13 protein-coding genes and 1 riboswitch are annotated in these 12,075 nt (G+C 68.0%); of the genes, 5 read left to right on the top strand and 8 right to left on the bottom strand.

The annotated features are described in order from the left end of the window. Position 1: 1 nt before the first annotated feature. Positions 2-874, top strand: coding sequence for an HhH-GPD family protein (locus MVA01S_RS07775; RefSeq protein ID WP_040541274.1), 873 nt, complete (start codon positions 2-4; stop codon positions 872-874). On the opposite strand, the gene MVA01S_RS07770 is transcribed toward MVA01S_RS07775, so the two are convergent. Beyond that, positions 871-1,851, bottom strand: coding sequence for a GlxA family transcriptional regulator (locus tag MVA01S_RS07770; RefSeq protein WP_003930670.1), 981 nt, complete (start codon positions 1,849-1,851; stop codon positions 871-873). The genes MVA01S_RS07775 and MVA01S_RS07770 overlap by 4 nt on opposite strands. 72 nt (positions 1,852-1,923) lie before the next feature. Here MVA01S_RS07770 and MVA01S_RS07765 point away from each other — a divergent pair, with 72 nt between their 5' ends. Next, the gene (locus tag MVA01S_RS07765; protein ID WP_003930671.1) at positions 1,924-2,175 is read left to right on the top strand and encodes a hypothetical protein; all 252 of its coding nucleotides are present in this window, start codon (positions 1,924-1,926) and stop codon (positions 2,173-2,175) included. 45 nt (positions 2,176-2,220) lie between these two features. On the opposite strand, the gene MVA01S_RS07760 is transcribed toward MVA01S_RS07765, so the two are convergent. Further along, positions 2,221-3,003, bottom strand: coding sequence for an alpha/beta fold hydrolase (locus MVA01S_RS07760; RefSeq protein ID WP_003930672.1), 783 nt, complete (start codon positions 3,001-3,003; stop codon positions 2,221-2,223). 40 nt (positions 3,004-3,043) lie between these two features. Between MVA01S_RS07760 and mhuD the strand changes: the two genes are divergently transcribed. Together mhuD and MVA01S_RS07750 are read left to right on the top strand one after the other, a co-directional pair. Beyond that, the gene (mhuD, locus tag MVA01S_RS07755; protein WP_003930673.1) at positions 3,044-3,361 is read left to right on the top strand and encodes a mycobilin-forming heme oxygenase MhuD; all 318 of its coding nucleotides are present in this window, start codon (positions 3,044-3,046) and stop codon (positions 3,359-3,361) included. Continuing rightward, on the top strand, positions 3,336-4,697 hold the full coding sequence (locus MVA01S_RS07750) for a serine hydrolase (protein ID WP_110765613.1): 1,362 nt from the start codon (positions 3,336-3,338) through the stop codon (positions 4,695-4,697). The genes mhuD and MVA01S_RS07750 overlap by 26 nt, the downstream gene beginning before the upstream one ends. Here the strand turns inward: MVA01S_RS07750 and MVA01S_RS07745 are convergent. The 6 genes from MVA01S_RS07745 to lysS form a co-directional block, all read right to left on the bottom strand. Further along, positions 4,684-5,262 (bottom strand): histidine phosphatase family protein, encoded by a 579-nt coding sequence (locus MVA01S_RS07745; RefSeq protein WP_003930675.1) that lies wholly within the window; start codon positions 5,260-5,262, stop codon positions 4,684-4,686. The two genes, MVA01S_RS07750 and MVA01S_RS07745, sit on opposite strands and share 14 nt — an antisense overlap. Then, positions 5,259-6,056, bottom strand: a complete 798-nt coding sequence (locus MVA01S_RS07740; protein WP_003930676.1) for a CbtA family protein — start codon at positions 6,054-6,056, stop codon at positions 5,259-5,261. The genes MVA01S_RS07745 and MVA01S_RS07740 overlap by 4 nt, the downstream gene beginning before the upstream one ends. A gap of 27 nt (positions 6,057-6,083) precedes the next feature. After that, entirely contained in the window at positions 6,084-6,227 is a 144-nt protein-coding gene (locus MVA01S_RS07735) for a CbtB domain-containing protein (RefSeq protein ID WP_435405975.1), read from the bottom strand. A 22-nt stretch (positions 6,228-6,249) separates the two neighbouring features. Next, a riboswitch (cobalamin riboswitch) is annotated at positions 6,250-6,446 on the bottom strand. A 69-nt stretch (positions 6,447-6,515) separates the two neighbouring features. Beyond that, a complete protein-coding gene (clpC1, locus tag MVA01S_RS07730) occupies positions 6,516-9,059 on the bottom strand; it encodes an ATP-dependent protease ATP-binding subunit ClpC (protein ID WP_003930678.1) in 2,544 nt (847 codons plus the stop codon). Between the two features lie 290 nt (positions 9,060-9,349). After that, on the bottom strand, positions 9,350-9,691 hold the full coding sequence (lsr2, locus tag MVA01S_RS07725) for a histone-like nucleoid-structuring protein Lsr2 (protein ID WP_003930679.1): 342 nt from the start codon (positions 9,689-9,691) through the stop codon (positions 9,350-9,352). A gap of 107 nt (positions 9,692-9,798) precedes the next feature. Then, positions 9,799-11,304 carry a lysine--tRNA ligase gene (gene lysS / locus MVA01S_RS07720; protein WP_003930680.1) on the bottom strand — a complete coding sequence of 502 codons (1,506 nt, stop codon included), beginning with the start codon at positions 11,302-11,304 and terminating at the stop codon, positions 9,799-9,801. A gap of 23 nt (positions 11,305-11,327) precedes the next feature. Here lysS and MVA01S_RS07715 point away from each other — a divergent pair. Next, positions 11,328-12,075, top strand: a 748-nt coding sequence (locus tag MVA01S_RS07715) for an alanine racemase (protein WP_174538867.1), incomplete at its 3' end; no start/stop codon positions are given.

Below are 12,075 nucleotides of genomic sequence, written 5' to 3'. Positions count from 1 at the left end.
GATGATCGATCCCGACCAGCTTGTCCAGTGGTATGAGCACGCGCAGCGTGACCTGCCGTGGCGTCGGCCCGGGGTGTCCGCGTGGCAGATCCTGGTCAGTGAGTTCATGCTGCAGCAGACCCCGGTGGCCCGCGTGGAGCCGATCTGGCTGACCTGGGTCGACCGCTGGCCGACGCCGTCGACGACCGCGGCCGCCGGCGCGGCCGAGGTGCTGCGTGCGTGGGGGAAGCTGGGCTACCCGCGGCGGGCCAAGCGGCTGCACGAGTGCGCCACCGTGATCGCCGCCGAACACGACGACGTCGTGCCCGATGACGTCGACACGCTGCTGTCGCTCCCCGGCATCGGCGCCTACACCGCGCGTGCGGTGGCGTGTTTCGCCTACGGACAGCGAGTTCCGGTGGTGGACACCAATGTTCGCCGAGTGGTGGCCCGCGCCGTGCACGGACTCGCCGACGCCGGATCCCCGTCGTCGCGCGACCTCGCCGACGTCGAGGCACTGCTGCCCGAGGATTCCGGCGCGCCGCAGTTCTCGGTGGCGCTCATGGAGCTCGGCGCCACCGTGTGCACCGCACGCGCCCCGCGGTGCGGCGTCTGCCCACTTCCGCTGTGCGCGTGGCGGTCACGGGGATTCCCGGCAGGCGCCGGCCCGGCCAAACGGACGCAGAAGTACGCCGGCACCGACCGGCAGGTGCGGGGAAGGTTGCTGGATGTGTTGCGCGCCAGCGCTTCTCCGGTCGACCGCGCCGAGCTCGACGTCGCGTGGACGACCGACACGGCCCAGCGTGACCGGGCGTTGGACTCGCTTCTGATCGACGGCCTGGTGGAGCAGACCGCCGACGGCCGGTTCGCGCTGTGCGGCGAGGGCGGCGACTAGGCGAGCGCGGCGACCGGCGCGACGTTGTCCGAGGAGTTGAACCGCCTGCGGTAGTCCGACGGAGTGACGCCGATGACGCGCCGGAAATGGTGGCGCAGCAGTGTGGCGGTGCCGAACCCGGACCGCTCGGCGATCTCGTCGACGTCCAGCGTCGACTCCTCCAGCAACCGCCGGGCGTAGAGCACGCGCTGATCGGTCACCCACTGCATCGGGGTCCGGCCGGTCTCCTCGACGAAGCGGCGGGCAAAGGTCCGCCCCGACATGTGGGCGCGGCGCGCCAGCGTGGTGACGGTGTGCGGTTTGTCCAGGTTGGCCAGGATCCAGTCCAGGTGCGGCGCGAACCGCTCCGAACACTTCACCGGGATCGGCTGCTCGATGTACTGGCGCTGCCCGCCGTCGCGCTGCGGCGGCACCACCATCCGTCGGGCGATCGTGTTGGTCACCTCGCTGCCGAGCTCCCGGCGCACCAGGTGCAGGCACGCGTCGATACCCGCCGCGGTGCCCGCGCTGGTGATCAGGTTGCCGTCGTCGACGAAGAGCACGTTGCGGTCGACCTTCGCGGTCGGGTACATGCGTGCCAGCTCGTCGGCGTGCATCCAGTGCGTGGTGCACGGACGCCCGTCGAGCAGACCCGCGGCGCCGGCGACGAACGCCCCCGAGCACACCGTCAGGATGATCGAGCCCGATTCGGCTGCCCGGCGCACCGCCTCGAGCGCTTCCGGCAGGTAGTCGCCCCCACCGATCGCCGGGATCGCGACCAGGTCGGCGCCGATGAGGTCGTCGAGACCGTGGTCCGGGGTGAGGGTGGCGCCGACCGAGGTCCGCAGCGGTTTACCCGCCTCGGGGCCGCACACCTTGAAGTCGAAGTTGGGCACGCCGTCGCCGGAGCGGTCGATGCCGAACACCTCGCAGATGACGCCGAACTCGAACACCGCGAGTTTGTCGAGCACGAGCGTCGAGACACTTTTCAACGTCATGGCAGCATCTTATCGAGAGATGTCGCTCCTGCCACTGTTGGCCGGATGTTATCTGAGCGGACTATTACTGCCATGAGTACCGCACTGGCATATCTGATCCTTCTCTCTCCGTTCGCGCTGGCCGTCGTGGTGAGCTGGGCTGCCCACCGGTCCGGCCACCTTCGCCTGCACCGGGACCAGTTCCGCTGGGCTGCACCGATGTCGGGCCGCCTGTTCGACGACCCCGACTGGAACCGGGTGCACCACGACCTCGACGCGATCCGCACCCGGTTCGAGGAACACCCGAGCTGGCCGTCCTCGAGCGCGTCCGGCGAACGCCGTTAGAAACGGCTGGTCAAGAACGACCGGCCGCAGACCCGTGATCAAGCTTCAAGAACACACTGTCAAGAACTCCGTGACCGCCCGTTCGTATTTCCCGGCGGCGTCGTCGTGGATCAGGTGTCCGGCGCCCGGCACGTGCAGATACCTGGCGTCGCGCACCATCTCGGCCATCTCGCGCATCTGCCCCGGCGGGGCCACCGAGGCGCCCGCTTCCAGCAGCAGCGCCGGCACCGAGACCGCCCGCCACTGCTCCCAGTAGTCGCGTCTGCCCCACTCTGCGGCGATCTCGATCCACTTGTCCGGGTGTCCGTGCAGCCGCCAGCCTGTCGCCGTCCGGTCGAACGCCTCGAGGAAGTACCGGCCCGCCACCGGACCGAACTCGGCGTACACCTGCTCGGCGGTGCCGAACTCCACCGGCAGCGCATGCACCCACGGCTCCCACGGGCCGGTCGTGCGCCCCCGGAAGTCCGGAGCCATGTCCTCGACGACCACCGCGGCCACCAGGTCCGGCCGCTCGGCAGCCAGACACCAGGAGTGCAGCGCCCCCATCGAGTGACCGATCATCACCGCGGGCTCACCGAGCTCTGCGACGGCCGCGCCGAGGTCGGCGACGAACCGCTCGGTGCAGATCGGATGCGCATCGGCGACCTCGCGGCCCCGGTGCCACGGCGCGTCGTAGGTGTACACCCGCCCGAACCGGGCCAGCCACGACGTCTGCCGGGGCCACGTGGTACCCCGGCCCATCAGTCCGTGCACCAGCACCAGCGGACGGCCCGCGCCGCCCCGGAAGGTGAGCAGATCCCCGCCTGCGAAACTGCGCCCCGAATCCATGCAGACATCATGCCGAGACGGAGGCGGTAACCTGAACGGCATGGCTGTGGTGAAGATCAACGCAATCGAGGTGCCCCCGGACGCAGGCCCGGAGCTGGAGAAGCGGTTCGGCCACCGCGCCCACGCCGTCGACAACCAACCCGGATTCCTGGGCTTTCAGCTGCTCCGCCCGGTCAAGGGTGAGACCCGCTACTTCGTGGTCACGCAGTGGGAGTCCGAGGAAGCGTTCCAGGCCTGGGCGAACGGGCCTGCGATCGAGGCACACGCAGGTGAGCGCGCCAACCCGGTGGCCACCGGCGCCTCCCTGCTGGAGTTCGAGGTTGTACTCGACGTTGCAAGGACTGACACCACGTCGTAACGCAGGCCGGATAAGGCGCAGAGCGACCGCGCTGGCGGTCAGCCTGGTCTGCGTCGCGTCCGTGGCCTGCGGATGTGCCGCCACGCGTCCGGCTCCGGCCGACGCGGCATACGGCGTGCCCATCCAGATCAACACGCCCCAGGGTCTGCGTGCCAAGCAGACCATGGACATGCTCAACAGCGACTGGCCGATCGGCGAGGTCGGCATCCGCACGCTGGCCGCGCCGGAGGCTGTCGAGCACGTCGGGGTGACACTCGACCGGATGTGGTGGGACAGGCCCTTCACGGTCACCGACGTCGACGTGGGCGCCGGGCACGCGAAACTGAACGTGCTGACGTCCTACGGGGTGGCCCAGACCATCGAGCTGCGCACCGATGCAGCGGGCATGGTGGACCGGTTCCAGGTTGAGTTGGTGCCGCCGACGGTCGACCAATGGTCGGACATCGACGAGCTGTTGACCGCGGCCGGGGCCCGCTACTCCTACCAGGTGGCCAAGGTGGAGGACGGTCGCTGCGTCAAGGTGGCCGGCTCCAACACCGACCTGTCGCTGCCGCTGGCGTCGATCTTCAAGCTGTACGTACTGCTCGCGGTCGCCGACGCGGTCAAAGCGGACACCCTGGAGTGGACCGACACCCTGACGATCACCGAGGGCGCCAAGGCCGTCGGCTCGTCCGCGTTCGACGAACTGGACCCGGGGGCCACGGTGACCGTGCGCGACGCCGCCCAGCAGATGATCTCGGCCAGCGACAACATGGCCACCGACCTGCTCATCGAGCGTCTCGGGCCCGGCGCCATCGAGCGGGCCCTGGTGGCCGCCGGCCATCACGATCCGGCCAGCATGACCCCGTTTCCGACCATGCACGAGTTGTTCTCGGTCGGTTGGGGCACGCCGGATCTGCGTGACCAGTGGAAGCAGGCCTCCCGCGAAGGTCGCGCCCGGTTGCTGCAGCAGACCAACAGCCGCCCGTACGAACCGGACCCGAAGCGCACCCACATGCCGGCCTCCGACATCGGCGCCGAGTGGTACGGCAGCGCCGCCGACATCTGCCGGCTGCACGCCGCGCTGCAGAAGGGCGCGGTCGGCGAGGCCGCGCCGGTCAGAGACATCTTGTCCGCCGTTCCCGGCATCGACCTCGACCGCGGTGAGTGGCCCTACATCGGCGCCAAGGCAGGAAACCTGCCGGGCGACCTGACGTTCAGCTGGTACGCCGTCGACGCCTCCGGTCAGCCGTGGGTCGTCAGCCTGCAGTCGAACTGGCCGGAGTTCCGCAGCCAGACCGCCGCGGCGTGGCTGATGTCGATCGCCCGACAGACCTTCGACCTCATTCCGAACTGATCGGGGCGCCCCGCAGGTTCCACGCGTACCCGCGGAAGTGCAGCGCCGTGCGACTCACCGGTGCGACGTCGATGCGCCAGAACGACTTCGGCGGCGCGTCGAGCGCCACCAGGATCGCCGCCCGGACCACCGCCGGATGGGTGACCGCCACGACGCGGGTGCGCGCGGTAGTCACCGAATCCAGCCACCGGCCCACCCGGGCGATCAGTTCGACCACCGATTCGCCGCCGTGCGGCGCGCGCACGGGATCGGTCAGCCAGACGGCCATGTCGGCCGGTGGCACGCCGCCGAGTTCGTCGCCCCGCCACCGGCCGCAGTCCAGATCGGCGAGCCCGGTCTCGACCGTCGCGTGCAGACCCAGCAGCTCGGCGGTCTGCCGGGCACGCATCTCCGGCCCGCAGAAGACCCGCTCGGCCTGACCGAGGTCGGCTCGGCCGACCTTGGCGATCTGGTCTCGGCCGAGCGGGTTCACGGGCTCGTCGACGGGGAACCGTCCGGCCGCCATCGCATCGGTCATCGCATGCGACACCAGCGTCAGCCGGACGACCTCGCTGACCGGACTCACCCGCTGACGGACTGCTTACGTTCCCCGAACAGCCGCGACACCATCGCCGCGAACACCAGTCCGATCGTGGCGTAGACCACGACCTGGGTGCCCAGCGAGTAGAGGCGGAAGTCGTAGAGCACATCGGCCGGGAAGCCCTTGTAGACGATGACTCCCGCATCGTCTACCAACGGACCGGGGGTCTCGTTGATCGACGGCAGGATCAGCATCACGACCGCGACCGCGACCACGTACGCGCCGCCGGCGGCGAGCGTGGCGTTCCATGCGCCCAGCCTGGCCGACCACCGCCTGCCCAGGTACACCGCACCGACCAGCAATGCCGCCGAGAGCACCACGACGGCGAGGTAGAGCAGCGTGCGCTGCCTGATCGTCTCATCCAGGCTCAGCGCGGGCGGACTCGCCGGATACTTCAGCGACGGAACGACATACAGGCTCAACAGCATGCCGCCCGCGATGTAGAGCGACAGCAGCCGTGCCGACACGGCACCGACCCGCCCGTAGGCGACCGCGAACACGACCGCGAACAACGCGCCGATCGCGAGGCTGAACAGCAGCACGCCCAGACCCATGCCGATGTTCATCTGCACAGCGCGACTGAAGCCTCCCCCGTCGCCGTGACTGTGGCCTGCGGCGCCCGCGGCGGCCTCGATCGCCTCGTGCGCGGCACCGACGCCGTCCTCATAGCCGATCGCCAGCTCGATCTGCGGCTCGACGAAGATCCGGGCGAACAAGAACCCGAGCACGCCTGCCGCGGCGCCGGCCAAGAGGCCACGCCAGATGATCTGCTTCTCCATTTTCGGTTGTCCCTTCCTGCCGCTGAATCAGTGGCAGGGGAAACCGAGGAGGTGCCGTGCGTCGTGCACGAACTCGTGGATGTAGGTGTTGCTGCCGAAGACCGACGTCGCACCCTGATCCATGCCGATGAAATACAGCACCACCAGCGCGAAGAATGCGGTGAGAGACAGCCAGACCGCGGCTTTGGTGCCGGAGAGGTCGATGGCGCCCGCCCGTGTCCTGCTCGCGTGAGGAGAAGTCATGCCCGGTTCCTTTCAGGGATGTCGCGTCCCAGTGATGAGGGCGACGGGTCCGGGTCTGACTTTCACAGTGGCGCGACCGTTCTGGAATTTCACCAGGTTCCGGGGCCCGTCGATTACTTCTGCATCGTAAGCCCAACCGCACCGCCCACGTAAGCCACCTTCACAAAGCCCAACGGGCGGCCACCCGCAGGTGACCGCCCGTTGTGGTTGACGACGTTATTCGGCTGCGGACGCAGCGCCGCCGGCACCGGCCTGTGCCAGGTCCGGCTCGGCAGCCGCAACCGGCTTGCGGGCGCCGGAGAACGTGAACACCGCGTCCTCGCCCTGGCCCTCGCCGTCCCAGTTCTCGACGTCGACGGTGACGAGCTGACCGGGTCCGACCTCTTCGAAGAGGATCTTCTCCGACAGCGCGTCCTCGATCTCGCGCTGGATGGTCCGGCGCAGCGGGCGCGCGCCCAGCACCGGGTCGAACCCGCGCTTGGCCAGCAGCGACTTGGCCTTGTCGGTCAGCTCCATCGTCATGTCCTTGGCAGCGAGCTGCTTGGAGACCCGGCCGATCATCAGGTCGACCATCTTGATGATCTCGTCCTGCGTCAGCTGGTGGAACACGATGATGTCGTCGATGCGGTTGAGGAACTCCGGACGGAAGTGCTTCTTCAGTTCGTCGTGAACCTTCTGCTTCATCCGCTCGTAGTTGTTCTCGCCGCCACCCTGGGTGAAGCCCAGACCGACCGCCTTGCTGATGTCGCTCGTACCGAGGTTCGAGGTGAAGATCAGCACGGTGTTCTTGAAGTCGACCGTGCGGCCCTGGCCGTCGGTCAGGCGACCGTCCTCGAGGACCTGCAGGAGGCTGTTGTAGATCTCCTGGTGGGCCTTCTCGATCTCGTCGAACAGGACCACGGAGAACGGCTTGCGGCGCACCTTCTCGGTGAGCTGGCCGCCCTCTTCGTAGCCGACGTACCCCGGAGGGGCACCGAACAGCCGCGACGCGGTGAACCGGTCGTGGAACTCGCCCATGTCGATCTGGATGAGCGCGTCGTCGTCGCCGAACAGGAAGTTCGCCAGCGCCTTGGACAGCTCGGTCTTACCGACACCGGACGGGCCGGCGAAGATGAACGACCCCGACGGACGCTTGGGATCCTTCAGACCGGCACGGGTGCGGCGGATCGCCTTGGAGACGGCCTTGACGGCATCCTCCTGGCCGATGATCCGCTTGTGCAGCTCGTCCTCCATGCGGAGCAGACGCGTGGTCTCCTCCTCGGTCAGCTTGAACACCGGGATGCCGGTCCAGTTGCCCAGGACCTCGGCGATCTGCTCGTCGTCGACTTCCGCCACGACATCGAGATCGCCTGAGCGCCACTGCTTCTCACGCTCGGCGCGCTGCGCGACGAGGGTCTTCTCCTTGTCGCGCAGGCTGGCGGCCTTCTCGAAGTCCTGCGCGTCGATCGCGGACTCCTTCTCCCGGCGCGCGTCGGCGATCTTCTCGTCGAACTCACGCAGGTCCGGCGGCGCGGTCATCCGGCGGATGCGCATCCGGGCGCCGGCCTCGTCGATCAGGTCGATCGCCTTGTCCGGCAGGAACCGGTCGTTGATGTACCGGTCGGCCAGTGTTGCCGCGGCCGCGATCGCCCCGTCGGTGATGGACACGCGGTGGTGCGCCTCGTACCGGTCGCGCAGACCCTTGAGGATCTCGATGGTGTGCTCGACCGTCGGCTCGCCGACCTGGACCGGCTGGAAGCGGCGCTCCAGCGCGGCGTCCTTCTCGATGTACTTGCGGTACTCGTCGAGGGTGGTCGCACCGATGGTCTGCAGCTCGCCGCGGGCCAGCTTCGGCTTCAGGATGGACGCCGCGTCGATGGCGCCTTCCGCAGCGCCGGCGCCGACGAGGGTGTGCAGCTCGTCGATGAACAGGATGATGTCGCCGCGGGTGTTGATCTCCTTGAGCACCTTCTTGAGGCGTTCCTCGAAGTCACCGCGATAGCGGCTGCCTGCGACCAGCGAACCCAGATCGAGCGTGTAGAGCTGCTTGTCCTTCAGCGTCTCGGGCACGTCGCCGTGCACGATCGCCTGGGCCAGGCCCTCGACGACCGCGGTCTTGCCGACGCCGGGCTCGCCGATCAGCACCGGGTTGTTCTTGGTGCGGCGGCTCAGCACCTGCATGACCCGCTCGATTTCCTTCTCGCGGCCGATGACCGGGTCGAGCTTGCCCTCCATCGCGGCGGCGGTCAGGTTGCGCCCGAACTGGTCGAGCACCAGCGAGGTGGACGGATTGCCCGCCTCCCCGCCGCGGCCGCCGGTTCCGGCCTCGGCCGTCTCCTTGCCCTGGTAGCCGCTCAGCAGCTGGATGACCTGCTGGCGCACCCGGGTCAGTTCGGCGCCGAGCTTGACCAGGACCTGGGCCGCCACGCCCTCACCCTCGCGGATGAGGCCGAGCAGGATGTGCTCGGTGCCGATGTAGTTGTGGCCGAGCTGCAGCGCCTCGCGCAGGCTGAGCTCGAGCACCTTCTTGGCTCGGGGGGTGAAGGGGATGTGCCCGGACGGCGCCTGCTGGCCCTGGCCGATGATCTCCTCGACCTGGCTGCGCACGCCTTCCAGCGAGATGCCCAGCGATTCGAGCGACTTGGCGGCGACGCCCTCACCCTCGTGGATCAAGCCCAGCAGGATGTGCTCGGTGCCGATGTAGTTGTGGTTGAGCATCCGGGCCTCTTCTTGAGCCAGGACGACAACCCGACGCGCACGGTCGGTGAATCTTTCGAACATCCGTGGTTACCTGCTCTCCATTGCATATATGGAGGTGCTCGCACTGCGCCGTCTCGCGGGCGGTCTTCACCCAGCGCTTCGCACCTACGCCGTCCACTCTAATGGTCGGCGGCTCCGAGTGCCCCGCCCGCCGGTAACTGACGGAATGACGACAGAACTGGCAGAGGACGAGAAACCCGACGCTGATACAAGCAACGCGGGGCAGCGGCATTTCGTTTCCGAATCCGCGTCGCCTTCGGTTCGCCAGCAGCGAACGAAAAACCGGCGTGAGACGCACCGGCAATCGGTAGTTACGTTGCTGCGTGGAAGGCGTCGATGACGTCGGCCGGAATCCGCCCGCGGGTGGAGACGTTGTGGCCGTTGCGACGGGCCCATTCGCGGATGGCCGCGCTCTGCTCCCGGTCGATCGCGGCGCGGCCGCGGCCGGTGCCCACGGCGCGCCCGCGGCGCCTGCCGCCGACCCGACGGCCGGCGTCCACCCATTGCTTCAAATCATTTCGCAGCTTTGCGGCGTTCTTGGCGGACAGATCGATCTCATAGCTGACACCATCGAGACCGAATTCAACGGTCTCGTCGGCGGCGCCCTCACCGTCAAAATCGTCGACCAACGTGACGGTGACTTTCTTCGCCATTACCGTACTGCCCTTCTCACGTCTCAGATGGGCGGATATGGCCCCATCGCTGGCACCAATGTGCCATAAACGGGCGGGCCATTCAACAACGTTCGATTCGAAGCAGTTCAGTTGCCGTGTCGGCGAACAATCGGGAACAAAACGGTCTCCCTAATCGACAGTCCGGTCAACGCCATCAGAAGTCGGTCGATGCCCATTCCGGTTCCGGTAGTAGGAGGCATGCCGTACTCAAGAGCGGCCAGAAAATCCTCGTCAAGCGCCATTGCCTCGTCATCTCCGGCCGCAGCGGCACGCGCCTGGGCTTCGAAACGTTCACGCTGAATGACGGGATCGATCAGCTCCGAGTATCCGGTCGCCAACTCGAAGTTGCGTACGTAAAGATCCCATTTTTCAGTGACGCCGTCGATGCTGCGGTGCGGCCGCGTCAGCGGCGTGGTCTCGACCGGGAAATCACGCACGAACGTCGGCGCCCACAGCTTGTCACCAACGGTGAATTCCCACAGTTCTTCCACCAATTTCCCGTGCCCATAACCCCGGTCACGGGCGATCTCGACTCCTAAACCGTCGGCGATCTGCCAAAGCCGCTGTACAGGGGTCTGCGGGGTGATCTCTTCACCGAGCGCCTCGGACAATGACGGATACATTTCCAGCGTCGCCCATTCACCGTCGAGGTCGTAGACGGAGCCATCCGCCAATGGGACCTGACGGGTGCCGATCGCTTCGTCGGCGACCTCCTGAATAAGTTCCCGGGTGACGACCGCGGAATCGTCATAGGTTCCGTACGCCTGATATGTCTCCAACATCGCGAATTCAGGTGAATGCGTGGAATCCGCGCCTTCGTTTCTGAAGTTTCGATTCAACTCGAAGACCCGGTCGAATCCACCCACCACACAGCGCTTCAGAAACAGTTCCGGCGCGATGCGTAGGTAAAGGTCGGCGTCCAGCGCATTGGAGTGCGTCACAAAAGGCCGGGCCGCGGCCCCGCCGGCCAGCGTCTGCAGCATCGGGGTCTCGACTTCGAGGAAACCGCGGCGCTCCAGCGCCGACCGCACCGCGCGCACCACGGCCACCCGCTGCCGGGCGATCTCGCGCGCCTCGGGACGCACGATCAGGTCGACGTAACGCTGCCGAACCCGGGATTCCTCACTCAATTCCTTGTGCGCGACCGGCAGCGGCCTCAGCGCCTTGGCAGCGATTTGCCAGGAGTCGGCGAGCACAGAAAGTTCGCCGCGTCGGGAGCTGATCACCTCTCCGTGCACGAAAACGATGTCACCGAGATCGACATCGGCCTTCCACGCGTCCAGGGATTCCTGCCCGACCTGGTCCAGGCTGATCATCGCCTGCAGCTGCGTGCCGTCGCCCTCCTGCAGCGTCGCGAAGCAGAGCTTGCCGGAGTTACGCGCGAAGATGACCCGCCCCGCGACGCCGACCTGCTCACCGGTCTTGGTGTCGGCGGCCAGGTCCGGGAACGCCGCGCGCAGCTCCGCGAGGGTGTGGGTGCGGTCGACCATCACCGGGTACGGGTCGCGCCCCTCGGCCAGCAGCCGCTCACGCTTGGCCTGCCGGATGCGGAACTGCTCGGGGATGTCGTCAACAGAATCGGGGGACGTCACGACGTGCCAGCTTAAATGAACAAATGACCCCGTCCGCCCACGCTCTAATCGACACCGCCGCGGTGCGTGGCCTGACTCACCGCACCCTGGACTGGAGCTACAAGGGTGTCCCGGCGCCGTGGTGGGGACACACCCCGGCGCAGATCGTCGCCCAGCGCCCCATACTGCCCCGCTCGGGGCCCGGCAGCCCGGCCTGTGTGCTGCGCGCCGACGCGGTCGCACACAACATCGAGACGATGGCCGCCTGGTGCCGCGACCGGGGCGTGCAACTGGCCCCGCACGGCAAGACGCACATGTCTCCGCAGCTGGCGGCCCGCCAGCTGGCCGCCGGCGCCGTCGCGATCACGGTCGCGACCGTCGCACAGGCCGCGGTGTACCGCGCGTTCGGGGTCCGCGAACTGGTGCTGGCCAACGAACTGGTCGACGAAGCCGGGCTGCGCTGGGTGGCCGCCGAACTGGACCGCGACCCCGGCCTGGGGTTCGTGTGCTGGGTGGACTCGGTGCGCGGCGTGCAGCTGATGACCCGGGCGCTGGCCGGCGCGGCCAGACCGGTCGACGTGTGCGTCGACATCGGGATGCCGGGCGGGCGGACCGGGTGCCGGTCGGCGGAGACCGCCGCCGAGGTGGCCCGCGCCGCACTCGCCTCCCCACACTTGAGGCTGGTGGGCGTGGCCGGGTACGAGGCCGCGGTGGCGCAGGCGTTGACCGGCGACGCGCTGGCCGCTGTCGCAGCCCACCTGGCGGACCTGCGGGCGACGGTCCTGCGGCTGG

The sequence above is a fragment of the Mycolicibacterium vaccae NBRC 14118 = CIP 105934 genome (assembly GCF_001552715.1).
In the GTDB taxonomy this organism is placed as follows: domain Bacteria; phylum Actinomycetota; class Actinomycetes; order Mycobacteriales; family Mycobacteriaceae; genus Mycobacterium; species Mycobacterium vaccae.
The sequence above is the reverse complement of the archived record's forward strand: the minus strand, read 5'-3'. Positions and strand labels throughout refer to the sequence as shown.

Excerpts from the sequence above, each read along its gene's own strand:
- MVA01S_RS07775 (WP_040541274.1), top strand. The coding sequence starts at position 2 with ATGATCGATCCCGACCAGCTTGTCCAGTGGTATGAGCACGCGCAGCGT.
- MVA01S_RS07770 (WP_003930670.1), bottom strand. The coding sequence starts at position 1,851 with ATGACGTTGAAAAGTGTCTCGACGCTCGTGCTCGACAAACTCGCGGTG.
- MVA01S_RS07765 (WP_003930671.1), top strand. The coding sequence starts at position 1,924 with ATGAGTACCGCACTGGCATATCTGATCCTTCTCTCTCCGTTCGCGCTG.
- MVA01S_RS07760 (WP_003930672.1), bottom strand. The coding sequence starts at position 3,003 with ATGGATTCGGGGCGCAGTTTCGCAGGCGGGGATCTGCTCACCTTCCGG.
- mhuD (WP_003930673.1), top strand. The coding sequence starts at position 3,044 with ATGGCTGTGGTGAAGATCAACGCAATCGAGGTGCCCCCGGACGCAGGC.
- MVA01S_RS07740 (WP_003930676.1), bottom strand. The coding sequence starts at position 6,056 with ATGGAGAAGCAGATCATCTGGCGTGGCCTCTTGGCCGGCGCCGCGGCA.
- clpC1 (WP_003930678.1), bottom strand. The coding sequence starts at position 9,059 with ATGTTCGAAAGATTCACCGACCGTGCGCGTCGGGTTGTCGTCCTGGCT.
- lsr2 (WP_003930679.1), bottom strand. The coding sequence starts at position 9,691 with ATGGCGAAGAAAGTCACCGTCACGTTGGTCGACGATTTTGACGGTGAG.